At 49.5% G+C, this 26,341-nt stretch carries 23 protein-coding genes; 20 read left to right on the forward strand and 3 right to left on the reverse strand.

From position 1 onward, the window contains the following. Positions 1–131: 131 nt before the first annotated feature. The 5 genes from F556_RS37275 (at position 132) to F556_RS0122375 (ending at position 6,313) form a co-directional block, all read left to right on the forward strand. On the forward strand, positions 132–1,547 hold the full coding sequence (locus F556_RS37275) for a glycosyl hydrolase (protein ID WP_020619225.1): 1,416 nt from the start codon (positions 132–134) through the stop codon (positions 1,545–1,547). A gap of 246 nt (positions 1,548–1,793) precedes the next feature. After that, positions 1,794–3,242: a type 2 periplasmic-binding domain-containing protein gene (locus tag F556_RS0122360; protein ID WP_245583118.1), complete on the forward strand. Its 1,449-nt coding sequence runs from the start codon at positions 1,794–1,796 to the stop codon at positions 3,240–3,242. Positions 3,243–3,341: 99 nt separating this feature from the next. Then, positions 3,342–4,223, forward strand: a complete 882-nt coding sequence (locus tag F556_RS0122365; protein ID WP_020619227.1) for an ABC transporter permease subunit — start codon at positions 3,342–3,344, stop codon at positions 4,221–4,223. Between the two features lie 13 nt (positions 4,224–4,236). Next, complete coding sequence (locus F556_RS0122370) at positions 4,237–5,112, forward strand: carbohydrate ABC transporter permease (RefSeq protein ID WP_020619228.1); 876 nt, start codon at positions 4,237–4,239, stop codon at positions 5,110–5,112. 130 nt (positions 5,113–5,242) lie between these two features. Next, positions 5,243–6,313: a LacI family DNA-binding transcriptional regulator gene (locus tag F556_RS0122375; protein WP_020619229.1), complete on the forward strand. Its 1,071-nt coding sequence runs from the start codon at positions 5,243–5,245 to the stop codon at positions 6,311–6,313. Here F556_RS0122375 and F556_RS0122380 read toward each other — a convergent pair. After that, positions 6,302–7,477: a glycoside hydrolase family 130 protein gene (locus tag F556_RS0122380; protein WP_020619230.1), complete on the reverse strand. Its 1,176-nt coding sequence runs from the start codon at positions 7,475–7,477 to the stop codon at positions 6,302–6,304. The two genes, F556_RS0122375 and F556_RS0122380, sit on opposite strands and share 12 nt — an antisense overlap. Positions 7,478–7,483: 6 nt before the next feature. Continuing rightward, positions 7,484–8,710 carry an AGE family epimerase/isomerase gene (locus F556_RS0122385; protein ID WP_020619231.1) on the reverse strand — a complete coding sequence of 409 codons (1,227 nt, stop codon included), beginning with the start codon at positions 8,708–8,710 and terminating at the stop codon, positions 7,484–7,486. Between the two features lie 177 nt (positions 8,711–8,887). Between F556_RS0122385 and F556_RS0122390 the strand changes: the two genes are divergently transcribed. From F556_RS0122390 to F556_RS0122460, 15 genes are all read left to right on the forward strand, one after another. Continuing rightward, the gene (locus F556_RS0122390) at positions 8,888–9,952 is read left to right on the forward strand and encodes a LacI family DNA-binding transcriptional regulator (RefSeq protein WP_020619232.1); all 1,065 of its coding nucleotides are present in this window, start codon (positions 8,888–8,890) and stop codon (positions 9,950–9,952) included. Positions 9,953–10,122: 170 nt separating this feature from the next. Continuing rightward, a complete protein-coding gene (locus tag F556_RS0122395; protein ID WP_020619233.1) occupies positions 10,123–11,439 on the forward strand; it encodes an ABC transporter substrate-binding protein in 1,317 nt (438 codons plus the stop codon). Between the two features lie 109 nt (positions 11,440–11,548). Then, positions 11,549–12,433, forward strand: coding sequence for a carbohydrate ABC transporter permease (locus F556_RS0122400; protein ID WP_020619234.1), 885 nt, complete (start codon positions 11,549–11,551; stop codon positions 12,431–12,433). A 6-nt stretch (positions 12,434–12,439) separates the two neighbouring features. Then, positions 12,440–13,270 carry a carbohydrate ABC transporter permease gene (locus tag F556_RS0122405; protein ID WP_020619235.1) on the forward strand — a complete coding sequence of 277 codons (831 nt, stop codon included), beginning with the start codon at positions 12,440–12,442 and terminating at the stop codon, positions 13,268–13,270. Positions 13,271–13,315: 45 nt separating this feature from the next. Then, the gene (locus F556_RS0122410; protein WP_020619236.1) at positions 13,316–14,593 is read left to right on the forward strand and encodes a glycoside hydrolase 5 family protein; all 1,278 of its coding nucleotides are present in this window, start codon (positions 13,316–13,318) and stop codon (positions 14,591–14,593) included. Between the two features lie 192 nt (positions 14,594–14,785). Beyond that, positions 14,786–16,372, forward strand: a complete 1,587-nt coding sequence (locus tag F556_RS0122415) for a type 2 periplasmic-binding domain-containing protein (RefSeq protein ID WP_020619237.1) — start codon at positions 14,786–14,788, stop codon at positions 16,370–16,372. 110 nt (positions 16,373–16,482) lie between these two features. After that, entirely contained in the window at positions 16,483–17,367 is an 885-nt protein-coding gene (locus tag F556_RS0122420) for an ABC transporter permease (protein ID WP_020619238.1), read from the forward strand. Between the two features lie 15 nt (positions 17,368–17,382). After that, the gene (locus tag F556_RS0122425; RefSeq protein WP_020619239.1) at positions 17,383–18,252 is read left to right on the forward strand and encodes a carbohydrate ABC transporter permease; all 870 of its coding nucleotides are present in this window, start codon (positions 17,383–17,385) and stop codon (positions 18,250–18,252) included. Positions 18,253–18,257: 5 nt separating this feature from the next. Next, positions 18,258–19,049, forward strand: a complete 792-nt coding sequence (locus F556_RS0122430; protein ID WP_020619240.1) for a sulfite exporter TauE/SafE family protein — start codon at positions 18,258–18,260, stop codon at positions 19,047–19,049. Between the two features lie 29 nt (positions 19,050–19,078). After that, positions 19,079–19,858 carry an alpha/beta hydrolase gene (locus tag F556_RS0122435; protein WP_020619241.1) on the forward strand — a complete coding sequence of 260 codons (780 nt, stop codon included), beginning with the start codon at positions 19,079–19,081 and terminating at the stop codon, positions 19,856–19,858. Next, positions 19,855–20,508, forward strand: coding sequence for a ThuA domain-containing protein (locus F556_RS0122440; protein WP_020619242.1), 654 nt, complete (start codon positions 19,855–19,857; stop codon positions 20,506–20,508). Before F556_RS0122435 ends, F556_RS0122440 begins: the two co-directional genes overlap by 4 nt. A 17-nt stretch (positions 20,509–20,525) precedes the next feature. Next, positions 20,526–21,206, forward strand: coding sequence for an SDR family NAD(P)-dependent oxidoreductase (locus tag F556_RS36530; RefSeq protein WP_020619243.1), 681 nt, complete (start codon positions 20,526–20,528; stop codon positions 21,204–21,206). Continuing rightward, positions 21,203–21,922: an SDR family NAD(P)-dependent oxidoreductase gene (locus F556_RS0122450; protein WP_020619244.1), complete on the forward strand. Its 720-nt coding sequence runs from the start codon at positions 21,203–21,205 to the stop codon at positions 21,920–21,922. Before F556_RS36530 ends, F556_RS0122450 begins: the two co-directional genes overlap by 4 nt. Before the next feature lie 38 nt (positions 21,923–21,960). Continuing rightward, a complete protein-coding gene (locus F556_RS36535) occupies positions 21,961–22,911 on the forward strand; it encodes an AraC family transcriptional regulator (RefSeq protein WP_020619245.1) in 951 nt (316 codons plus the stop codon). Between the two features lie 101 nt (positions 22,912–23,012). Then, the gene (locus F556_RS0122460; RefSeq protein WP_020619246.1) at positions 23,013–23,939 is read left to right on the forward strand and encodes a phosphotransferase enzyme family protein; all 927 of its coding nucleotides are present in this window, start codon (positions 23,013–23,015) and stop codon (positions 23,937–23,939) included. 68 nt (positions 23,940–24,007) lie between these two features. On the opposite strand, the gene F556_RS0122465 is transcribed toward F556_RS0122460, so the two are convergent. After that, positions 24,008–26,314: a serine hydrolase gene (locus tag F556_RS0122465; RefSeq protein ID WP_020619247.1), complete on the reverse strand. Its 2,307-nt coding sequence runs from the start codon at positions 26,312–26,314 to the stop codon at positions 24,008–24,010. Positions 26,315–26,341 lie beyond the last annotated feature (27 nt).

The following is a 26,341-nucleotide window of genomic DNA, read 5'->3' on the forward strand; positions in this document are numbered from 1 at the left end:
CGAGTGAAGTCCCCCTTCTGATTCAATTCGGGAGGGGGACTTTTGTCTTGAAGGGAGGTGGTGGAGTAAAGAGAGCAAGGCCGGAGGTGGAGGAGAGAGGGCCTGCTGATCCGAAAAGGAGGCAGGTAAATATGGGCTATCATTTTCGTACACCAGCATCTTGGTACAAAAAGGTCATGCTGCTGGTGTTGGCAGCAACGTTTATGCTGGGAGGGATATCTTTAGCTCCGAAGCAAGTGGAGGCCGCGGTTAATCTAGCTTACAACCGTCCGGTTACGGTGTCCTCAGTTGAATCAGCTGCGTATGGCGGACAATATGCGGTGGATGCAAACGGCAATACGAGGTGGGCGTCGGCCTGGTCCGATCAGCAGTACATTATTGTGGATCTAGGAAGTGTTCAAACCGTGGCGAGCGTGCGCTTAGCTTGGGAGGCAGCGTATGCCCGCGGATTTCAAATTCAGACTTCTACCAACAACTCTACCTGGACGACTGTTTACTCCAATTATAACGGCACAGGCGGGAGCAACATGATTAACTTTAATGCAACTCAAGCACGTTATGTGAAGATGTACGCTTTCCAACGTGCCACGCAATATGGATATTCGTTGTACGAATTCGAAATCTATGGCAGTGCTTCTGGGGGCGGGGGAACGGTCGGGGTGCTGGAATACTTGCAAAGCATCAGCGGAAACCAGACCGTCATCGGTATTCACAACCGTGAGCCCAACTCCCAGCCTTCCCTTCAGACCGATAGAGTATATAACATTACCGGCCGTTATCCAGGGCTGTGGAGCGGTGATTTTCTGTTCTCGCAGAACGACGTTAACAACCGTTGGAACATGATCTATGAAGCCAAGCGGCAGTGGGACAACGGCGCAATCGTCAACATTATGATGCATGTGACCAATCCCAAGCAGGGAGAAGTCGGGTCATGGGATGGCGGTGTCGTCAGCAGTCTTACGAATGCGGAATGGAATTCCCTAATTACGAATGGCGGTACGCTGAATACGGCATGGAAGCAGCGCCTCGATACGTATGCCGTCTATCTGCAGTATCTCAAGGACAATGGCGTGACCGTACTATTCCGCCCCTTCCACGAGATGAATCAGGGTATTTTTTGGTGGGCGGGACGCCCCGGCTCGAATGGGACGGCCGCACTCTATCGTCTGACGAGGGATTATCTGCAAAATGTGAAAGGCCTGGACAACCTAATCTGGGTGTGGAACATGCAGGACTTGGACTTGAACTGGAGCGTCTATAATCCTGGCAATGCGTATTGGGACATCTTTTCTGTTGATGTCTACAATCCGGATGGATTCACCACGGCCAAATACAATACGGCACTTAACGTAGCGGGTAACAAACCGATTGCGATCGGAGAGTGCGACAGGCTTCCAACTGCCAGTCAGCTATTGGCGCAGCCGCGATGGGTATTTGCTATGAGCTGGGCTGAGCTCACCTTCCAGCACAATACGAACGCACAATTACAAGCACTCTATGGGGCTACGAACGTGATTACACGCGACGAACTGCCGGCATTCCATTAGGTCTATATTAAATCCAACTCCCGGTGCAGGGAACTGGGAGTTGGACTGTGGACAGGTGAAAGGCACTATCATAATGGGGGTTGAAAAAGAATGAAGAAAACACCGCTGGTCACGTCATTGCTGATCCTGACACTAATGGTATCTGCTTGCTCGGGCAATACAGGGGAAGGAGAGAATCCGGGGTCATCTGGCTCGAACGGACGGAACGGAGGGGGCGAATCGCCCCTATCTGTTAGTATGTCACTCATGGCGGGACCAAAGACTCCGAACTCGTGGGCGCAGGAGGCACTTGAGGCGGAGCTTACCAAGAGATTGGGTAGGGATGTCAGTATCGAGCCTGTATTTCTTCCCGACTGGTCTGAGCTTAATACCAAGATTAATCTGCTCATGAGTGCCAAGGATACACGCCCGAACATCCTGTGGACGGGCGAGACCAGGGAATATCTAAAATGGGTAGATGCCGGTATTGTCCAGGACGTGACTCCTTCATTGCAGCAATACGGTCAGGAAATTATCAATTACTACACGAAGGATACGCTCTTCTATCATTGGGACCCAAGCGGTAAAATGTACCGGATTCCGGCAGATGTACCTGAAGCAAGTTACATGACGACCATGATTCGCAAAGATTGGCTGGATCAGTTGAATCTGGACGTCCCCACCACGCTGGATGAATATGTAGAGGTGTTGCGGGCCTTTACTCATAATGATCCGGATGGCAACGGCAAACAGGATACCTATGGTCTATCAGGTGACAATTACTACCGCTCGCTCATCCCGTTCTTCTATGCTTATGGTGTTGATGTAGAGAATTTTATCCGGCAGGACGACGGCTCGATCATCTTCGGTTCGGTCATGCCCGAGGTGAAGGAGGTATTGGGTCTGCTGCAGACGCTATATCAAGAAGGGGTCATCGATCCACGAATGGCGACTTCGGCCAACAGTAACGATCAAATGGTCAATGACATCTATGCTTCCGGCAAGATCGGTTCCTTTTATCGCTTTGTCGACTATTTCAATCCGGGCAATTCGGCGGCACTGTCGTTCAAGAAGCTAAACCCTAATGGAGAGTATATCGCGATCGATCCTGTTGCGGGTCCGAATGGCTTCGCTTCTGATCAACCGGATCCGGGCATTGGCTGGTGTTACCTGGTTATCACAGACACGGCAGAAGTAGACAGTGCGGTACAGGTGCTGAATACCATGGCGGAACCGGAGACCTTCAAGCTGTTTACCTTTGGCCGCGAAGGTGAGCATTACGAAATGAAGGACGGCATCTTCACGCCGACGATCACGCCAGATGAAGGCAACAAACTTGGTCTCGGCAACTTCGGATGGTACATCCAGCGCAAGGATGCCGCGAACGTCAAAAACACGCCGGAAGTGACGCAGTTGTTCGAGAGCAAAATCGAAACTTCGCAGCCTATGAGAGACCGAATCGTTGTCTTCAAAGCATTAGATCGACCGGTGTGGGACAAATATTCGGCAGACATTAACAAGGAGCGTGACCAAGTATTCTGGTCCATTATTACAGGCAAGCTGCCAGTCAGCGCGTTTGATGAATTTGTAGCCAAGTACGAACAGATGGGCGGCAAGGAAATTGATGCGGAAGCAGCGGGGCTGTTCGAGAAGCAAAGTCAGGAATACGAAGCCTATGAAGCATGGTACAGCGAGCATATCGAGCCTTATAAGTAATCCAGAGAAGGGTGAAGCGGGATGAAGGCATCCACTGCAAAGACGGCACCTGTACATTCATCAAGCGCAGCCTCCAGAAAAAGAATGAGGAGGGATCTGGTGAGGGATCGGCATTTGTATCTGCTACTCCTTCCTGGCCTTCTTCTTATTCTTCTGTTTCGCTACGCACCAATGTACGGAATCGTCATCGCATTTCAAGAGTACAACATCTTCAAGGGGATTATGGGCAGCGAATGGGTCGGATTCGCTCAGTTCGCGCGGTTGTTCCGGTCACCTGATTTTTACGAGATCATGCGGAACACGGTGCTAATCAGCCTCTACAAGCTGGCAGCATCATTTTCCCTGCCAATCATTCTCTCGCTCCTGCTTAATGAGCTGAAGCATCTGGTGTTTAAGCGGGTGACGCAATCGGTCATTTACTTGCCCCACTTTGTTTCCTGGGTTATTTTTTCCGGCATTCTAATCTCCTTCTTGAACCCGATTGACGGGCTGTTCAATGCGATTCTGGCCAACTTCGGCAGTACACCGATAGATTTCCTGGGCAGCTCCGCCTATTTTCGCTCCATTCTGGTTATTAGTGATATTTACAAAGAAGTGGGATGGGGAACCATCATCTATTTGGCTGCCATCGCTGGAGTCAACGCAGACTTGTATGAAGCGGCAAGAATAGATGGGGCCAACAAAGGACGTCAAATGTGGCATGTGACGTTGCCCGCAATCCGGCCCGTCATTATTATTCTGGTGATCCTGAGTCTGGCCAACATTCTGGAAGCGGGATTTCAACAGGTGTTCTTGCTCTATAGTCCGCTAGTTTACGATGTTGGCGATATCATCGATACGTACGTCTATCGGGTAGGTATCCAGGAAGCGAACTACAGCTATGCGACGGCAGCTGGCCTGTTTAAGTCCGTGGTCGCGATGACGCTGATTATTACCGTCAATAAATTGGTGAAAATGAGCGGCCAGGACGGCTTATGGTAAGGAGGATCAGAAGATGGGAATGACGACGGGTGAAAAGATCTTTTCCTTTGCGAACTACTTGTTTTTCATTGTTTTAATGCTGATTATGATTTATCCGTTCTGGTATATGTTGATGGGGTCGCTCAGCGACCCGCTCTTTATTGCGACTGGAGGCTTCTTTCTGACACCAGCCGGTTTCTCGCTGTCCGCGTATCAAGCGGTGCTGAGTAATGTATCCATTCTCACGGGTTTTAAAGTTTCAATCATTTCAACGATTGGTGGGACAGTGATCGGAACTTTTTTTACGGCAACCACAGCTTATGCGCTTTCCAAGACAAGACTTCGCGGCCGGATGTTTTTTTCTTTTGTCGTACTCTTCACCATGCTGTTCAGCGGCGGTCTGGTACCGACGTATCTGCTGATCAAGGAGCTTGGGATGATCAACACCTATTGGGCGCTAATTCTGCCTGCTGCGATGGGCGCTTGGAACATCTTTGTTATGCAGAGCTTCTTCCGCAATATCCCCGATGAACTGGAGGAGGCGGCCAAAATCGACGGAGCCAATGATCTCACCATTTTCTTCCGTATTGTACTGCCGCTATCGAAGGCGGTTCTGGCAACGATCGGTCTGTTTATCGCCGTCTGGTACTGGAACGATTTTTTCTCGTCGGTGCTCTATATGACTCAGAAAGAAATGTGGCAGCTGCAAATGGTGCTGAAAGATCTGATAAGCAATACCTCTAATGCGATCGCCCAAGCGGGGATCTCGATCAGTTATCAGAGCGAAGTGAATGAGTTTACGATCAAGATGGCTTCCATCATCGTATCCAGTATTCCGATCCTGCTGGTCTACCCTTTTCTGCAGAAGCATTTTGTCAAAGGGGCATTAATTGGTTCGGTCAAGGGCTGAATCCGAACAGGCCCGTTTTCCTGAATATGAATAGATATAGCTGTGCATGAGTATATGCATGGCTTTTTCCCATCCCAATCTTTGCGATGTTATAATAAGATGCACATGTAGTCGTAAGGGGGACGCATCCTTGTCCAAAAAAATAACGATGCAGCAAATCGCGGATGCCTTGGGCGTCTCGAAGTTTGTGGTGTCTAAGGCGCTGTCCGGAAAAGAAGGCGTTAGTGATGTAACGAGAGCGCGCGTGATGGAGACAGCGACCCGGTTGGGTTATTTCAACCAAAAGAATGGCTATCTAAAGACAGGCTTGAATCCCACAACTGAAATTGCGAGCTCGAATCGACGTTCGGTGCTGGTACTCATGCCTAATATCCGTTTTCAGACCAAGGACTCTGCTTATTGGGGCCGGATCCTTGAAGGCATCTCGGAGAAGCTGGAGACGGGAGGCATGGGGATGGTCATCGTAACGGAACAAAGCGTTGAACATTTCATCCACCTGCTAAACCCGGAGGCTTTGGCTGGAATGATAGGCGTGGGAGCAGTCGAAACGCCCTTGTTGCTTGAAGCACACCGAATGGGCTTGCCGATTGTGCTCATTGATCACGAGGATGAGCTCATCCCCTCTGATACCATCTTCGCCGATAATTATGACAGTATGTATAGATTGACCCGGCATCTCATCGGGATCGGACACCGGGAGCTTGTCTTCGTAGGCGATGCTGAATATTCTCGGAGCTTCTATGACCGATATCTAGGATTCCACAGAGCCATGGAAGAGGCGGATAGAGGAAGGCCTGCAACGGGCAACAGGGCGGATCGCTACTGCTTGCCCGTGCAGGGATTTGAGAAGGAGCATTTTGTCGAAACGATTCAACAGTCTGTCAGGGAGTGGGCTCAAGCCGGTGCCCTGCCATCGGTTATGGTCTGTGCCAACGACCAAATTGCACTAGGTGCCCTGATGGCGCTGCAACACCTAGACTACGCTGTGCCTGGCGATATCTCCATCACGGGCTTCGATCATATCGAAGACACAGACCGCACGAACCCGCCAATTACGACGGTGAATGTGCCCAAGAAGGCTTTGGGCAGGCGGGCGGTGGAGCAACTGCTGCGACGAGTTGATGAGCGGGAGGAGCCTAAAGAAAAAGTGCTGCTTGCCTGCGAGCTGCTGCACAGAGAAAGTTCAGTATTAGGTAAGTAATGCTAGATTGCGCTCGATCAGCTCTAATCGCTGCTGAACACATGCATAGGAACGGAGCGGATCCTCCGGTGTATGCATCACGTAGTCGAGCAGACGATCAAGCGTCGTCGACGCCACATGACAACGTGTATCGGAAGAGGCGTAGTAGATATACACTTCTCCGTTAGGTTGAGCCACAACGCCGTTGCAGAAGAGTACGTTGGAGACGTCTCCAACTCGTTCTTCGCCCTCTGGAGCAAGCAGATGACCTGCCGGGCGATGGGTGACTTTAGTCGGCTGTTCAAGATCCGTCAGAAAGGCATATAGTACGTAGCGGAGGCCGGCAGCTGTATTGCGAACACCATGAGCAATGTGCAGCCAGCCTTTTTCCGTTTTAATAGGTGCGGGACCTTGGCCATTCTTGACTTCCTTAATGGTATGATAATGACGTTCGTCTATAATTTCCTCCTGCTCGATCACTGCCTGCTCTATAGAAGCAGATAACCCCCAGCCAATTCCTCCGCCTGAGCCGGTGTCGATGAACCCGTCCTGCGGCCGGGTATAGAAGGCATATTTTCCGTCGACGAATTCAGGGTGCAACACAACATTGCGCTGTTGATTGGAGTTCGTTTTCAGGTCGGCCAGCCGTTCCCAAGAGACAAGGTCTTTTGTCCGGGCAATCCCGCATTGTGCAATGGCGCTCGAGAGATCACCCCTTGGCGCATCCGGATCTTTGCGCTCCGTACAAAACAGGCCGTAGATCCAGCCGTCTTCGTGCTGGACGAGACGCATATCGTAGACATTGACATCGGGATGCCCGGTCTCTGGCATTACAAGCGGGCGATCCCAGAAGCGAAAGCCATCCACCGGGCTATCGCTTTCTGCGATGGCAAAGAACGACTTGCGGTCCGTCCCTTCGACACGGGCAGCCAGATAATACTTGCCATTCCGATAAATGGCCCCCGGATTGAATACGCAATGGACGCCAATCCGCTCCATAAAATGAGGATTAGTGTCCTCGTTGTAGTCGTACTTCCAATGCAGTGGTGCATGTGCAGCCGTAAGCACAGGGAGCTCATAGCGTTCGAGTACGCCGTTGCCAAGTGCTTCTGGCGTGTTTTTTCGGCTAATTAATGCTTCGTATTGCTCAGACAGCTTGTGTTTTCTTTCCTCGAATCTACTCATTCCAAATCAACCTCCGTTATGGTTAGATATTTTCGCTACAGGGGCTTTGGCCAAACGTTCGATCATCTCCATGCAGGCGCGGCTATTGTGATAAGGACATTTCCAGGGACCCGCTTTTTCCTCATTGTCACTGATCGTGCCATCCCGCCGAACACTCCAATGCCATTCGCCGTTCTTACGGTCGACCAAGTATCGGTCAATGAAATGCCATGCGTTCAAGGCGGCTTCCCGATAGGCTTCGTTGCCGGTTAATTGGAAGGCATTATAGAAGCCGACTACGGCTTCCGCTTGAGGCCACCAATCTTTGTCTGTATCACATATCCCTTCAGGTCCTGCCTCGTTGAACAGGCCTCCATCCTCGTCTATACCTTCCTTCAGTGTGACCTCGGCCATGCGCAGAGCAACTAAGCGTACAGCCCCAAGAAGGTCGGAATCACCCAACACCTCAGCTGCTTCGTATAGGAGCCAACTGCCCTCGATATCGTGACCATATGAGATGTGATCCGATTCACTTGTCCACGCCATATCAAAAAAAAGTTTGAAATGCCACGATTCCTCGTTCACGATATGATGTATCGTAACCGCGATCAGATCTTGGAGCTTCAGCCTTACCTGATTGTCCGGCCAGACCCGGTATAGATTGGTGTAGGCTTCCAAGACGTGGAGATGTGTGTTCATAGACTTTTTGCTGTTCAAGTCTTTTGTACTGAGACTATTATCGTTTGTTTCCTGCCATTCGCGTGACAACGCTTCAATATAGCCTTTGTGTACAGGATCGAAGGCGTGGCGCTCCAACAAATGGAACAGCTCAATTGCTTTCTTCAGCGTCTCTTCGTCTCCCGTCGCCCGGTAATATTCCGTATAAGCATAGATGGTAAACGCTTGCCCATAGACTTGTTTTTTGGTGGACACCGCAGTGCCCTTGGCACTTACGGACCAGTAAAGTCCGCCGTGCTCGGTATCCTCAAAATAGTCTGTGAGATACCGATAAGCCCTGTTCGCTGTTTGCAGATAGCGTTGCTCGCCATACATCCGGTAAGCCGCGGAAAAGGTCCACATGATCCGTGTGTTTAATACCAGCGCTTTATCGGCCATTCGGTCCTCTTGCAAATTGCGATTAATGTAGCCGTAAAACCCTCCGTTTTCCTCATCGACGGCTTGTTCGAGCCAGAAGGGGAGTATATTATTCCTTAACTCTTCTTCAATTTGGATCGCCCAATGTGCATTATCCATAACGCAGCACCTCCTCGAATATAACAAATCGGTATTTGTTATATAACAAGTTATCACTCAATCTAACAAAATGGCAATAGTTTTTAAACGGAAATTGAAAGTTTTTTGAGATTAGGTTGAAATTTGTTGAATTTTTTAATAAAGTATAATAAGCGAATCAGAGATGGAGGAAGGGCTATGAATAAAGTAACGCTTCAAATGATTGCGGATCGGCTGAATGTATCCAAGGCGCTCGTATCCAAAGCATTGTCAGGGGACAGTGCCGTCAATGAAGGTACGAAGGAGACGATCTGGAAGACGGCGGAGGAGATGGGCTACCGCTTTAAAAAACCAAAGCCATCAAGTGCTGAAGTCCACAGTGGCATGATGGCGGTCCTGATGCCGAGAGCTTACTTGGATGATATGGAATATTGGGGCAATGTGATTCAGGGCATCGAAAAGGAGCTATTAAAGCATAACTTCAGCATGCTTCTATCCAGTATCGATATATCGCTCCCTCCCAAGGAGGGGCTATTGTCAGCCATTGAAGATCACAAGGTGAATGGAGCCATTGTCATGGGCCATCTCCCGAACAACTACATTGATGCGCTGAAGGAGAAGCATTTTCCGTTCATCATTCTGGATGCCAATATGCATGATCCGACCCTAGATCATGTGCTGGCAAACAATTACCTTGGTGCGTATGAGGCATCGATTTATCTGATGGAGCAAGGGCATCGGAATCTCGCCTTCGTCGGGGATCCTGATACTTCCTGGAGCTTCAAAGAGCGCTACCGCGGTTTTCGAGAAGCGGTGATGGACTATGCCAAAAGGTGCGGGGAGCCAGTATGGGCCAAGTTGATTGGCGGTGTCGGCGTATCCGGCACAGGGATGTATACGCATCCCGAGTTGGACCAGGGGATTCGTGACAGTGTTACGCAGAACAGTCCGATAACTGCTATGTTCTGCGCCAACGACTTGACAGCTTTCGAAACCTTGAAACGATTAAATGAGCTAGGGAAGCAGTGTCCGGACGATGTGTCAATTGTGGGGTTTGATGATACAACACTCGCAAAACTGCTTCGTCCAAACCTTACGACTGTGAAAGTTCCAAAGACTGCAATTGGAGGACGCGCGGCAGAGCTTATTCTCAGACGTATCCGCTACCCGGAAGTTGCTCCGGGATTGGTGATGCTCTCAACAGAGCTTGTTACGCGCGACTCCGTTCGCACAATTCCTGCAGATGTACCTGCTGCGGAATAATTGAAATACAGCACCACACCATATATAACTTGAGAGAGGGAAGAGTCTTTGTGCCAGATGCACAAAGGCTCTTTTTAACTATTGAAAAAAATTAAAAATAGTTGAAAAGAAAGTTTCGGTATGTTAATATTACCTTGCAATCATCTTTAAGATTCTAAGGGGGAATACAAGTGAGAAAGTCAGGGTTATTAATTATTAGTACATTACTGTTAGTTATGCTTATAGCGGCTTGTGGCAGTAATGGGGGAAACACCCCGGGTAATTCAGTACCCGATACGACTGAAACACCGGCAAATAATGAAAGCGTAACTAACGGAGAGACGGCAGATCAAGAAATCAGCGGTGTAATCACGTTTCTTACCAACCGGACCGACATGATTGACAACGAGTATGTTGACTATGCCAACCGCTTTAAAGAGAAATATCCAAATGCAGAAGTCAACTTTGAAGCAGTAACCGATCTGGATCAAACGACTAAAATTCGTCTCTCATCAGGTGAGTTTCCGGATGTTGTGTTAATTCCGACCATACCCAATTCCGACCTGCCTACCTATTTCGCTCCGCTTGATGATCTTGAACTGAATGATCGCATCTATTTCCAGGATTACAAGGCTTATGACGGCAAGGTATACGGAATCTCTGCAGGAGCTACAACGACTGGCATTGTGTATAATAAGCAAGCGTTTGCAGATGCAGGCATTACCGAAATTCCAACGACCCTGGATGAGTTTTACGAGGCGGCAGAGAAGCTGAAGCAGAACGGTATCGTGCCTTTGGCCTCCAACTTCAAAGATCAATGGACGCTCTATCCATGGGCATCTGAAGTTCCAATCTCTATGGCGAACAATGCCAATCTGAACAATGATCGCGTGGATTCCAATGAGCCTTATCAAATGGATAATCCTTACGGCCAGGCGATGACCATTTTGCGTACGATGCACGAGAAGGGATACCTTGAGCCAGATATCAACTCCACCAACTGGGAGCAATCAAAAATTGATGTCGCAAACGGCAAGTTTGCGATGTATCTGCTGGGCAACTGGGTGATTCCGCAAGTGGCAGACAGCGGAACAACCAGTGACAATGTCGGCTTCTTCCCATTCCCTTATGACAACTCCGGTCAGACGAATGTACTGCTGGCTCCCGATTGGGGATACGGTGTCAATAAAAATAGCGATAACCTTGCCACAGCCAAAGCCTTCGTGAAATGGATGCTTGAGGATTCGGGATTCGATGCCTTTGCCGGTTTTATCCCGGTCCTGCGCGATATTGAGCCGCAAGTTCCCCAACTGGCTGAATTCAATAGCTTTGACCCAACCTACATCGAGGCTGTACCCGACAATGAGGTGGTAACTGAGATTGTAAACCGGGCGCAGATTACAAAAGAAGCGGTTGTACAGGAGTTTGTGTTATCCAAAGATCCGCAGTCCATTCTGGACAAATATAATGATGCCTGGAGCAAAGCAAAGAGTGCGGTAATTAAATAGGTACGGACCCATCTTTATAGGAAGAGAGTGGATTACCCGGGAGGAATAGAACCGGATAATCCACTTTTATTTCCTTCTCGCGCGGCAAAGAACGGAATGGAGTGGACGTATGAATAAATGGTCTTACAAGACACAACGCAAGCTGATCCTCATTGCATTTTTGGCAGTTCCGCTGGCGTTGCTGGGCATGTTTACTTATTATCCTGCCGCCAGACTGCTTTATCAGAGTTTTACAGATTGGAATGGCGTAAGCGCGTCCAGCACGTGGCTTGGATTTGATAACTACCGTGAGATTTTCACGAACCCTGCTTTGTTTGGTGTTTTTCTGAATCAAATTCCTTATGTGATTATTGGTATCATCCAGAATATCGTGGCAATTTTATTCGCTGTTATTTTGAATTCAAAACTTAAAGGCCGCAACGGCTTTCGCGTGCTTTTATTTCTACCGTTTATGATGAACGCGGTTGCCGTAGCCTTTATGTTCCAATATGTGTTTGATACATCGAATGGTTCGTTCAATGGGTTGCTCGGCTTTCTGGGTCTGGAATCCTTGCAGCAGAGCTGGCTGGGTAATACGTCCCTTGTCAATTATTCCTTGGCTTCCATCGGGTTTTGGCGGTTCATGGGCTACAACATGGTCATTTATTTAGGCGCTCTCCAGTCCATTCCGGCAGATATGTATGAAGCAGCAAAAATTGACGGCTCGAACCGCTTTCAGACTTTATGGTACCTGACCCTGCCAAACATGACAAAGATTATTCAACTGAATATGTTCTTGACGCTTAGCGGAGCGCTTGCCGTATTTGATTTGCCGTTCGTTCTGACGAAGGGTGGTCCGGCTGGGGCGAGTGAAACCTTCCTCTTGAAGACGATTCAAACGGCCTTCCAATTCAACAACTTTGGTCTGGCGTCAGCAATGAGCATCGTGCTGGTTATGCTAACCGCAATTATTCTGTTGATTCAGAACGCAGTCATCAAACGGAAGGGGGATTAACTTGGTATGCAGACGAAAAAATGGGACCCCGTCCAAGGACTCAAATATATCATTCTGGCCTTCGCCACATTTGTGGTACTGTTTCCGCCTTATATCATTTTCATTAATGCTTTTAAATCAGCCAATGAAGGGGCGAATCCATTTGCTTTGCCAGAGAGCTTTTTAAATATAGATAACTTTGTCAATGTGTTTGTCCGGGCGAATATTTTGCAGGCCTTTTCGAATACAGCCATCATTGTCATTGTTTCTCTAATCGGTAACATCGTTTTGGGTACGATGGTGGCCTATGTGCTGGGCCGAATTGACTTCCGAGGCAAATCCATTGTTATTGGGGCGTTCCTGTTCGCCATGATTATACCGGCCATAACCACCCAAGTCGTCGTGTTCTCACTGATACAATCCTTGGGCTTGTATAATTCATTGGCTGCACCGATCCTGCTGTTTATCGGCGCAGACGTAATTCAGATTTATATCTACCTCCAGTTTATCCGTAACATTCCATATGAGTTGGATGAGAGCGGCATGATGGATGGAGCAAGTCTGTTCCGTATCTACAGAAGTATCATATTTCCGCTGCTAGGTCCTGCTACAGCAACCCTTATTATTCTGAAGACAATCAATATGTACAATGAACTTTACATTCCATTCTTGTATATGCCAAGACAAGACCTGGTCGTCGTATCGACCTCAATTATGCGGTTTGCAGGCAATAACCAGGCCCAGTGGGGCAATATCAGTGCAGCCATTCTGCTCATTATGATTCCAACGACAGTGCTTTATCTGTTTCTGCAGAAGTACATTTTCTCGGGGGTCATGAATGGAGCGGTAAAAGGGTAAGTCATCACGCGAATTCAAAGTTGCAACATGATGGGAGAGGTAAGTATGACTGGAGCATTTGTACAAAGAGAAGAGAGCCGACTGTGGTTGGATGGCAAGCCCTTTCGTTTTGCAGGACCGAACATTTACTGGCTGGGCTTGGATGAGAATGTAGACGGGGTAGACTGGCCGACATCCTTCCGGGTTATCGACGCCTTGGATACAGCGGTGGAGATGGGGGCTAACGTTGTTCGTTCCCATACCCTGGGCGCTTCCCACGGCGATCCTAAATCAATCATGCCTAGTCCTGACGTCTATAATGAAGAAGCGCTGCGCAAGGTTGACTTCGCCATTGCCGAGGCAGGGAAAAGAGGGCTCAAGCTAATCATTCCCCTCGTGTGCAATTGGGATTATTATCATGGTGGCCGCTTCACCTTTGCAAGATGGCAAGGATCAGACGACCCGCTGACGTTCTACACCGATCCTGCATGTGTTGCGTTGTTCAAGCGTTATATTGGTACCATTGTTAATCGGCTCAACACCTGTAACGGTAAGCGGTACAAGGATGATCCCACGATTATGGCCTGGGAACTGGGCAACGAGCTGAACGATGCGCCATCGGCATGGGTAGAAGAATTGGCTGATTATATAAAATACCTGGACGGTAATCATCTTATTGCCCATGGCAAGCAGTTCGGAGTGGACCAGGACAAGCTCGAGATCGCCAGTCTGGATATCCTCGACGTACATTATTACCCGGCTAGTGCCGAAAAGACGGTGGCCGATGCACAAGCGGTGACGGCGGCTGGGAAAGTATACATTCAGGGGGAATACGGGTGGCCGGATGCTGATTTAACGGCATTTACAAAGGCAGCGGAAAGAGAACCAGCAGTGTCTGGTACCTTGTTCTGGTCCTTATTTCCTCACGGAGATCATGGCGGCTATGTCCAGCATTACGATGGTTTCTCTGTTCATTATCCCGGGACGGGCCTCAACCATGATCTTGCCCAGCGTATTGGTCAACTCCGGACCCATTTGTACCGGATGAGAGGACTTTCTGAGCCTGTGCATTCTGTGCCAGCCAAGCCGGAGATTATCAGCGCTGAAGGTGAAGTTGTTTTTCGACGGGTGGTAGGTGGAGCTTATTATACGGTGGAGCGGGCTACAGAAAGTGAGCAAGGGCCGTGGAAGGTGATTTATGACCGGAGGGCGGCGGATCACTCGGCATCCTGGACGGATCCAACTCGTATCCACAGCCAACTGGCGTACTACCGTGTGAATGCACATAATGCGTCAGGCATAGCGGGAGCATACTCACCCATTTACCATTCGAAGGCGTTCTGAAAGTGATAGATTCAGTAGGGTATAACAAGGCCGGCAAGGCAACTCGTTAACGAGGGCTGAGCTGGCTTTTCTTATTTGTGAAACAGCAATATTTGCCCTAAATGTCCTCAATCAAGTGGGAGTTTTGGAGAGAAACTCTCTTTATAATTGGAGCAGAAAGAGAAATTATAGATGAAAAAGGGAGGAAAAAAGATGTCCATTAGCAAACGCAAAATCGTTTCTCTAACGCTGCTTACCACAATACTTGCTGGTTGTTCTAACGTCAACAATGCGCCTACGGGGACCGAGGGTGGCGATGGTCAAGAAGGAACAGGGCCATTGAATGTAAGTATTACTCTGATGGGTGGACCCAAAACGCCTGATTCTTGGGTGGAGACAGCGCTTGAGGAAAACTTGTCGGCTCATCTGCAGCGTCCTGTCGATTTGGAGAATTTGTTCCTGCCAGGTTGGAGTGACTTCAAGACGAAGATCAATTTGATGATGGGTGACCGCAAAAGCATGCCCGATCTCCTCTGGCATTCCGATATGGAGAAGGAATATAACAGCTGGATTCAGGCGGGTGTCCTGGTTGATTTGGTGCCCTTTCTGCAACAGCATGGCAAGAACATTCTCAATTATTACACAGAGGATACGCTCTTCTACAGCTGGGACGATGGACAATTATTTCGTATACCCGGTGATGTTGCTGAACTAGGCTCCATGACCACGATGCTGCGTAAGGACTGGCTTGATGCTTTGAACCTTGAAGAGCCAACCACACTGGATGAATACATTTCTGTTTTGAGAGCGTTCACAAATGAAGATCCCGATGGCAATGGGTTACACGATACCTTCGGTTTTGTCGGGGATCATGACTGGCGAGCTTTTGCCCCGTTCTTTTATCCGAATGGTGTGGATGTAGAACAGTTTATTGTGCAGGAAGACGGTTCGGTCAAATTTGGCGCGACGATGCCTGCTGTTAAGGAAACGTTAAAAATACTACAAGAGCTGTATGCAGAAGGCGTAATTGATCCCAGGATGGTGACACCCAATAGCAATACGGGAGATTTGTTTGCAGAGGGAAAGGTAGGGTCGTTGTACTATTGGATCTCCTTTCTCAATGAAGCGCATCCGAAACAAATGTCGTTTAAAGAAATTAATCCTGACGGCCAGTACGTAGCATTGGAACCAATGCAAGGAAAAGACGGCTTCCAAGCTGATGTCCCTACTGATGGTAAGGGTTGGAGCTTTGTATCTGTCACAGATGCAGCAGACGAGCCAGATGCAGTTGTTCAGGTGCTTGATCGTATGGCTTCGGTAGAGGTGAATACCCTGATCAAGTTTGGGTTGGAAGGGGAGCATTACACCTTCGAAGAGGGAGTCTTCAAAAGCTTGATCAACGAAGATCAAGGAAAACAGCTCGGTTTGGACAACTATACGTGGTTTGTTACACGTAAGGATGAGGCGAATATCCGTAACACGCCGGAGGTTATCGAGCTATTTGAACGGCGAATCGAAACCTCGCAGCCTATGCGTGAGAAAATAGTTTTCTTCAAATCTTCAAACCGTCCGCAATGGGATGAGTTTTCTGCCGACCTCATCAAGTTGAGAGACGAGACCTTCTATGGCATTATCGCTGGAAATCTCCCAATTGACGCCTTTGACAGCTTTGTGGAGCGGTTCTACCAGCAAGGCGGTGAGCAAGTGGAGGAAGAGGCTAATCTTCTGTATCAATCTCAGCGCGATGAGCGGGAATCATTCGCTGCTTGGTATCAGGAAAACATCGTGCCTTACAAGTAAACGTACGAGAATGAGAGGCGGAAGGCAGCCGCTTCTCATTCATTTGATGGAAAAGGGTGTGGACTGGGATGTTGAGTGAGACGGCAATAAGGAAAAGCCGCTGGAAACATATGAAACGTGACAAATATTTGTATCTGTTATTACTGCCCGGGGTATTGCTTATCTTCTTATTTAAGTATGTGCCCATGTATGGAATTGTCATTGCATTCAAGGATTACAACATCTTGCTTGGCGTATTGGAGAGTCCGTGGGTGGGATTAAAGCAATTTGAACGACTGTTCCGGACGCCAGACTTTGCGACGATATTTGCCAATACGTTTATTATCAGCTTTTACAAGCTCATATTTGGATTCCCGGCCCCTATCATTTTGGCACTTTTGCTGAATGAGCTAAAAAACGGCTTGTTTAAAAGGTTTACACAGTCCGTTCTTTATTTGCCGCATTTCCTGTCATGGGTAATATTCACCGGCATTATCGTAGCCTTTCTAAACCCTGTGGACGGCATGGTCAATTATATTCTGAGTACGCTAGGCATGAGGCCAATTAATTTTATGATCATTCCGGATTACTTCCGTACGCTCTTGGTGAGCACGCATATCTATAAGGAAATGGGCTGGGGGACGATTATTTATCTGGCTGCCATGTCCGGTGTGAATCCAGACCTGTATGAGGCAGCTCGCGTAGATGGTGCTAATCGGCTCAAGCAAATGTGGCATGTCACACTCCCTTCTATCCGTTCTGTCATCCTGATCTTGATGATACTTGATCTTGGCAACATTCTTGATGCCGGGTTCATGCAAGTGTTCCTGTTATACAATCCACTGGTTTATGAAGTGGCGGATATTATCGACACGTATGTCTATCGCGTAGGGATACAGAGTGCCAATTACAGCCTGGCCACTGCAGCCGGAGTTTTTAAATCCGTTATTGCGCTGGTCCTCATCTACTCGGCCAACAAAATTGTACAAAAATCCGGCAATAACGGACTATGGTAAGGAGGATGGCTTAACATGGGAATGTCGCGAGGCGATCGATTATTCAGTTTCTTTAACCACTTGGTCATGATTATACTTGCCATCGCCATGATCTATCCTTTCTGGTATCTCATTATGGCCTCGCTCAGCGATCCGAAACTAACGGCGCTGGGGGGCTTATATTTGTGGCCCAGGGGATTCTCTTGGGATGCCTATATAACCGTGCTTCGAGACCAGTCGTTCTGGTCTGGATTCCGCGTCTCCATTCTCGTGACAATAGCAGGTACGGCGATTGGGACTTTCCTGACAGCGACGACTGCCTATGCGATCTCCAAAAGACGTCTGCAGGGCAGGATGGTCGTATCGTTCTATATTTTGTTCACCATGCTGTTCAGCGGCGGACTGGTGCCCAGTTACTTGCTCATCAAAGAGCTTGGCATGCTGAACACCTTGTGGGCGCTTATCATTCCCGGCACATTGTCCGCCTTTAACATTTTTGTGATGCGGAGTTTTTTCGTTGGTTTGCCGGAGGAAGTGGAGGAAGCGGCGAAGATAGACGGGGCCAATGACTTGATGGTGTTTTTCCGTGTTGTGCTGCCGCTATCAAAGGCTGTGTTAGCGACCATTGGTTTATTTATGGCCGTGATGTATTGGAATGATTTCTTCTCTACTATTCTGTATATTAATGACAAAGACAAATGGCAGCTACAAGCGGTGCTGCGTAACTTGATTGACCAGGCGGTACAAAGTTCAGGCGCGGGTCCTAATGGGGACCAGATTCACGTATCGGCGTTTACAGTTCGCGCTGCTTCCATCCTGCTTGCTACACTGCCGATCCTGCTCGTCTATCCGTTTCTGCAAAAGCATTTTGTCAAAGGTGCGATGATTGGCTCAATTAAAGGATGAATCCGATGGAAATAGACGTGATGCTGTCCATAAGCATTTTTACGACAATGTTTGGTGCAGGGCTTTTGTTGGGCTTCGTTGGGGCGGGCGGTTCGGGCTTTATTATATCTATCTTGACGACGTTGTTCGGACTACCGATCCATACAGCACTCGGGACGGCGCTCTCAGCCATGATATTCTCTTCCGTCTCAGGTACGATAAGTCATTACCGCGAAGGCAACATTATGCTCCGTAGCGGAATCGTCGTCGGCCTTTTCGGCGGTATAGGTGCTTGGGTGTGCTCCCGCCTGTCTGTACGAATTGATGAAGAGGTGATTCAATATTTGACCGCCACTGTCCTCTATCTATCCTCAGCTATCCTCTGGCTACGAATGCTATTCTTAAACCGGCAGCAGAAGATGTCGGCAATGGCCAATGAAACTGCTGCAGGCGTAGAGGATTATCCCGTATCGTGGATAACAGCAGGAGTTATAGGACTGCTCTGCGGCGCGTTATCCGGACTTTTTGGCGTGGGCGCCACGCCATTCATCCAGATTTCATTAATGGTGTTTATGAAAATGAGAATAACCCAAGCAGCTGGCACGACGATGCTCGTTATCATTCCGATTGCGCTAGCAGGCGGTGCCGGATTCTATGGAACAGGTAATCTTGATTTTCAGTTGTTGGCCGTAGTGCTTGCGGCGATTACGCTAGGCTCATATATCGGAGCCAAGTTTACTAGACGGCTTCCTGGTACCTTACTAAAAGTGGCGATGGTATCGATCCCCATGCTTGGTGCAACCCTGCTGTTGCTATAAATTTTTGACTAATGAGAGGAGTGGGTAGGTTGGCTTTTTTACAAGTAGAGTTTAAGTCGGAAACCTTGGCGATGGCCAGTACGATTCATGTCATTGCACCAGAGAGGCGCGAACAGGAGCCATGTCCTGTCCTATACCTGCTTCACGGCGGATCGGATAATCATACAAGCTGGCAGCGGTACACAGCGATCGAACGATACGTTGCGGATCGTCAGTTGATTGTCGTTATGCCAGCGGTACACTACAGCTTTTATAGTGATCAAAAGACTGGATTTCCTTATTTCACTTATCTGACCGAGGAATTGCCGAGGGTTGTGAAAGGGTTGTTTCATGCTTCAGACCGGAGAGAGAATACATTCGCGGCGGGCTTGTCTATGGGGGGCTACGGGGCCTTTAAGCTAGGCATCAACTGCCCAGACAAATTTGCTGCGGTGGCTAGCCTATCAGGCAGCCTCGATCAGCGGGACCGGCTGGGTCCGTCTCCTGCTATTACGAACCAGACAATGCTTCGGATGGCACACTATACATTCGGCTCCACAGAAGAATACTCAGGCAGCGATAATGACTTGGCCTTTGTGCTGGAGAAGCATCTACAGGCCGGAGTCCAGTTGCCCAGGTTGTATCAGGCGTGCGGCACGCGGGATCATAACTATACGATTAATGAGGCGTTCTACGATCAATTCCAAGGGCGGTTAGACTTGACCTATGAATCGCATGAGGGCAAAGGACATGACTGGAACTACTGGGATGAGCAGATTCGCCATGTGCTGGATTGGATGATGCCTGTGCCAGGAGGTGGAGGAATATGAAGATCGGTGTACTGTGTGGAGACCGGTATCATCCTGCGGGCACTGTTATCGCAGGGCTACAGGAAGCGATGGATGGACAAGTGGAGCTGGAGGTACGGGAGGTGCTTCCGCAAGACGTGGCTCTATCCCAGACCTGGATGAAGAGCAAGGATGTCATCGTATTGGCCAAGATTAATCATAGATCTGCCCAGGATACAACGCCGTGGCTCACAGCAGATAGTAAGTTGGCCATCATGGATTATGTCGTTGAAGGAGGTGGACTGACTATCCTTCATGCTGGAACCGCGGGCTTTAAGGACGACGCAAGCTTTTCTCAATTTATCGGTGGCGGGTTTGCTTATCATCCCGAGCCCTGCCAGGTTACGTTATCCTTGACCCCAGCGAATGCCCCTTTTCCCATCGATGCGATGAAGGATATGGTCGTTCATGACGAGCATTATATGATGGACATCGCCGATGAGTCCATTGATGTGTTCCTGACAGCGGCGTCGGAGCATGGGATGCAGGCGGCAGGCTGGGCCAAGCATCACGGGCTAGGAAGGATTTGCACGCTTACGCCAGGACACTTTGCAGAGGTGTGGAGAGAGCCGGGATACCAGTCATTGATCAGCCTTGCATTGCGTTGGTGTGCGGAGAAGACATCACGATGAGATGGGAGGGGAGACAGATGGCAACGCCTGAGAAGAAAACGATCGTTGTAATCGGAGCCGAGCATCCGCTTGGTGAGCAGATGTGTGCATTTTGGCTTGCCGAGGGGTGGACCGTTTTTGCAGCTGCAGCAGGAACGGAGGGTATGGAGGGTGTTAAACCTGTAGCAAACACGAGTGGCGTCGGAGGTGAGGCACTTCTCAGTAGATTCCATGAGTCAACCTTTAATCCGTTGGAGGCTGCATCCATTGAAGCAATGGTTCTTGACGTTGAATCCGTTATGGATCACGTGGATATGATTGTGCACTGTGCCCTCCGATGCGAGGCGATGGAGCCGGGAGAATGTATCGACAGCCACCAAGTAATGGCATTGTATACGTACAATGCGGTTGCTCCTTTACGAATAACGGAAGCACTGTTACCGCTCATGGAGGGAGGCAGGCGACGCATAGGGTTTATCACGGATTCGCGAGGGGGCATGTATGAAGAGGTGGATGGGCGGCATATCGGTTACGATATGTCGCTTGCCGCATTACGGATGGGAGTCAAAAATATGTCCAATGCGCTTGGTCCAGAAGGGTTCGCAATTCGGACAGTTATGTTGGATATGCAGCGGGGCAGCGACCTTGAGATGAATAGACGTGCTCAACTCGTTTGTCAGAGGTTGACCGAGGAACGGGATGAGGAGGGAGAGGTATGAAAGGGACGGCATTGGTGACAGGGGCGGACCGTGGCCTGGGCTTGGCGTTTGCCAGTCAGTTAGCCAGTCAGGGCTGGCGAGTACTTGCCGGTCAGTATCTGTTGGAGTGGAGTGAGCTGTTGGATTTGGCAAGGTGCCACCCCAAACAGATCGTCTTGCTACCGCTGGATATAAGTTCTGACGCATCGGTACGTGAAGCGGCGCGCCGGGCTTCAAAAGAAGTGAAAGCCATCGATCTGGTTATTCATAATGCGGCGGTATCCAGCCCATTCAAGGATCAGGAGATAGGGAGCGGACTCAACTATAAGGAGATGATCAGGCTCTATAATGTCAATGCTATTGGATTGTTGCGTGTTACCGAAGCCTTTCGATCGCTAACAGATGTCGGCGGGCTGAAGCGCCAATGTATTATTTCATCGGAGGCCGGAAGTATCGAACGCAGCCACCGCAAAGCATGGTTCAGCTACTGCATGTCCAAGGCCGCTTTGAATATGGGGGTTGCACGTCTCTACGAGGAGCTGCGCCATGAAGGCTACACGTACCGGCTTTTTCATCCGGGATGGATGAAAACGTATATGTCAGGTGTGAGAAACGACGCGGCGGAGTTAGAGCCGCACGAGGTGGCAACGATGGCGCTCCACTACTTTTTGACGTCAGGCGAAGCTGACCGCCGATTAATGATGAGTGATTGGCAGGGCCAGGTATGGCCATGGTAGATTAGATTTATAGCAATCACAGCAGGAGGCTGATAAGCTTGGAGTACGCTTATAAAATGATAGCGCTTCATGATAGTCTGCCGATCCGACTTGTCATGCACCGCCAACAGAGCTATAGCTATCACTGGCATAAGGAGTTGGAGATATTTGTGGTGCTGCAAGGTTCTGTGGTCATTCATACGACCCGGACGCAATATACGCTGCAAGAAGGTGAAATTCTCATCCTAAACAGCAATGAGATTCATGCTTCTCATTGCCCGGGTCATGCAGACGCCGTCTTGGTTGTCCAAATTGATGTTCAATTTCTAAAGAGGTACGGCTACGACTTCTCCCAAATTACCGTGCAGCGTGAGCCATGGATTGACCTGGAAACGAAGCAAAGCATAAAGAATACCCTCGCATGTATTGTTCTGGAAATGTGTAGACAAGAAAAAGGGTACCAGGTGCAGGTCATGTCCCATCTCTACCAATTCATTAGCGATTTATTGCGTAAAGTACCGCATCGCGTTGGCAAACATGCGCCAAATGCGATGACCGATATGGATTTCAATCGATTAAACCGAATCATTAAGTATATGAACGATCATTACAAGCTTCCGATCCGGTTAAAAGATATTGCAAAGGAGGAGTTTCTTAGCGCCTACTACTTGTCCCATTTTTTCAAGGAAAAAGTCGGGTTAACCTTCTCGGAGTGCTTGAATCAAATTAGACTGCAGAAGGCGGTCGAGCTGCTATTATCGGAATCCTCTCGGACAATTACTGAAATAGCAATGGAAGTGGGGTTTCCTAATGTAAAGTCTTTGAACCGCACATTTAAAACCAGGTATCATGTCAGTCCGTTGCGTTACAAAAAGAACCTGTTAAGCAGCACCGGGCAAACGGGCCCGGAATGGAAAGTGGGACATCTTGAGAATCCAGAGCATCCAGAGCATCAGGAGGTTTATAGTTCTTTTATTATGGATAAGATCAGGCGGCTGATTAATGAGTAGCCGTTGAACACAACCTGTCAACCTTGGCAGGTCTTTTGTGTGCTAAGATGCTGGTAAACCATCGATAGATTCCGGATGAGGAAGTAGAGGTGAATCAACACATGGAAGACAGGATCATTCAAGCGCTCAATCAAGCCTACCCGATACAATTTACAACTGCCGAAGCTGTAACCAATGAGATGTATCGTTGTTCATCACAAACGGGGATATACTTTGTTCGGGCAACGAATTACAAGTCCTATCAGGGGCAAGTTGAAGAAGCACGATGGCTGAACTATTTACATACCCAGGACGTAGGGGTGCCTCAAATCATACCCTCGCATACAAACGCCTTAGTGGAACAGGTGCAGTTGAATTCGCTCAAGTCGGTTGTGGTTTTTCAAGCTGCGCCTGGGATTCATCTACCACGATCGCAATGGAACGGAACGGTCTTTAGAACGCTTGGACAACAAATCGGCAAGCTGCATCGCGTTAGTCGGGACTACTTGAAGACTCAACCAACCGTGCAGATAAATCATTGGTATGAGAGCGAAGAATACGATTTTCTCCGTCATATTCCTGCGTCTGTGAAAACGATTCGTGCCATAGCAGACAATGTACTTAACCAGGTGAAGGAACTGCCGAAGGATGAATCCACATATGGCTTAATACACGGAGATTTATGGCTTGAGAATACGCTTGTCGACAGTGACGGCAAGTTAACGATGATTGATTTTCAAGACGGTGAACAACACTACTATGTCTACGACTTGGCTGTGCCCATCTATTCTGCACTGGAGTATTCCTTTGCAGGGGGAGAGAACATCAGGGATTACGAGCGATCCATCACGGAGGCGTTAATTGAAGGGTACAGGGAAGAAAGTAATCTGACTACAGAGATGCTCATGCGGTTGCCGCTTTTTCTGCAGTTGAAGGAAATATTTGAATACAACTGCATGCACCGATACTGGGATGCCGCGAACCTAAGTGAGGAACAAGTGCGGATCATGAACTTATATAGATATCGGCTCGAGAGCAGATATGGTTGAGAAAAAGGAAAAGAACCTTCTCACTCCATAACCGAGAAAGAAGGCTCTTAATTATTGACTTATCGAAGTTAAAGGTCCCACAAACTGGTGATGACTTTGACGACCTCGGCTCTGGATGCCGTACCATTCGGTAGGAATCTGCCGTCTGGATAACCCTTTAACAACCCTAACTCTCGTGCTTGCTGGACCGACGTCAATGCCCAAAGGGGAATCTGCGATTCATCGGCAAAGGCAGCTTCTGCAGCACCGACCGGCAGGGCTCCACCAGCATACTCATACGCGCGAAGTGTCATGACAGCCAGCTCTGCCCGGGTCAGCAAAGCCTCGGGTTGAAAAGCATCTCCCGCATCCCCGCTAACAATTCCTGCATCATGGACAGCCGCGATGGCTCCGGCGTACCAACTGTCGGCTTCGACATCGGCAAATACCGGGTCACCTGTCGCATGAAGCTGCAGCGCTCTTGCCAAAAGTGCAGCATAGTGGCCGCGCGTCACCTGAGACTCCGGTTCGAAGCGCCCGTCTGGCATCCCCTCGGTCAGTCCCGCCACTGCAGCTTCTCGAATGCTGGCCGCTGCCCAGTGACTATCCGGCACATCCGAATATGTCAGCTCATAGGTCAAAATTCCGTAGACCGTGCGAGCAATGTCCTGCACGATAGGATTGCCGATTGCCTGCGCTTCGCTGAAGGTACTGGTCGTAGTAACCTCAGTCAGCACGCTGATCGCGAGCTCCCGTCCCGGCACCAGGAAGTAGCCTGCATCATGGGTGACATTGGCGTTCTCGCCCGTCTTGTGAGCGATCGGTGCCTGTGGCAGCGCGCTGCCGAACTTCGTGTCGACCTCCTGTTCGCTCATCCAGGTGATCAATTGCTCGCTTGACGCCTCGCTCAGCACATCCCCTTGATAGATTTCTTCCAATAAGGTCGTCAGGTCGGCGGCATTGATGTAGTTGTCTTGCTCCGGCGTCGGGGCCGGGGCAAACATTTTGCGGCCCAAATGCATGACCGTTAAACCCAGCTCATCCATCAGCTGCTGCACCGTGTCTAGCCCAACGACGTCGATCAGCACATTGGTTGCCGTATTATCCGACTGCGTAATAATCAGCCGGGCCAGTCGCTCTAGCGTCACCTGCTGAGGGAAGGTCTCCTTCTGCAGCGAACCGGTACCGCCTACAACATCGGAAGGTGACACTTCCACCTCGTTTGACAGCGATAGCTCACCTTTGTCAACCTGCTGCATCAGGGCCGTCGCCAGTGCCAGCTTGATTGTGCTTGCTGGCATGTAAGGCTGCCGGGAGCCAAGATGCAGCTCCTTATACCCGTAACTGCCGCTCAGATCCTTGATGGCGACCGAGACCCGGATTCCCCGCTCCGATGCATCCTGGATCAGAGGCTCCACCGAACGTACAAATTGCGGCAGGTGCAACGGCGAGACGGATTCCGTTGAATGGTCACGCTGATAGTTGTATACCGCTTTTGCGATACGCTGGACGATGGGATTCCCGATCGCCTGTGCTTCGCTGAATTCTGTCGTGGTTGTCACCTGGGTCAGCACGCTGATCGCGAGCTCCCGTCCCGGCACCAAGAAGTAGCCAGCATCATGGGTGACATTAGCGTTCTCGCCCGTCTTGTGAGCGATCGGTGCCTGTGGCAGCGCGCTGCCGAACTTCGTGTCGACCTCCTGTTCGCTCATCCAGGTGATCAACTGTTCACTTGACGCCTCGCTCAGCACATCCCCTTGATAGACTTCTTCCAGCAAGGTCGTCAGATCGGACGCATCGATATAATTGTCTTGCTCCGGCGTCGGGGCCGGGGCAAACATTTTGCGACCCAAATGCATGACGGTTAGACCCAGCTCATCCATCAGCTGCTGCACCGTGTCCAGCCCAACGACGTCGATCAGCACATTGGTTGCCGTATTATCCGACTGCGTAATCATCAGCCGAGCTAGTCGCTCCAGCGTCACCTGCTGAGGGAAGGTCTCCTTCTGCAGCGAACCGGTACCGCCTACAACATCAGACGGTGACACTTCCACCTCATCTGTCAGCGAAAGGTCACCTTTGTCCACTTGCTGCATCAGGGCCGTCGCCAACGCCAGTTTGATCGTGCTTGCTGGCATGTAGCTCTCTGTTGAGCCCAGCGACAAGCGCTGGTTTCCAAACGTACCGCTCAAGTCTTGGATGTTGACGGATACCCGAACACCTTGCTCTTCCGCAGCATTAATAATCGGTTGTACGATCCCCCGCAGGTCTTGCCAGCCTTCTGGTTCCGCGGCGTTCGCGGTATTGAGGTTCATCGCGGAGGGCAGACAGGCGGTAACGGCCAGTGCTACCGCCAAAGCAACTTTCAGGACAGGCAGTTTGTACTTTCTCTTCATTTGCTTTCCCCTTTCACATGGGTGTCA

The sequence above is a fragment of the Paenibacillus daejeonensis DSM 15491 genome (genome assembly GCF_000378385.1).
Lineage (GTDB): Bacteria > Bacillota > Bacilli > Paenibacillales > Paenibacillaceae > Paenibacillus_D > Paenibacillus_D daejeonensis.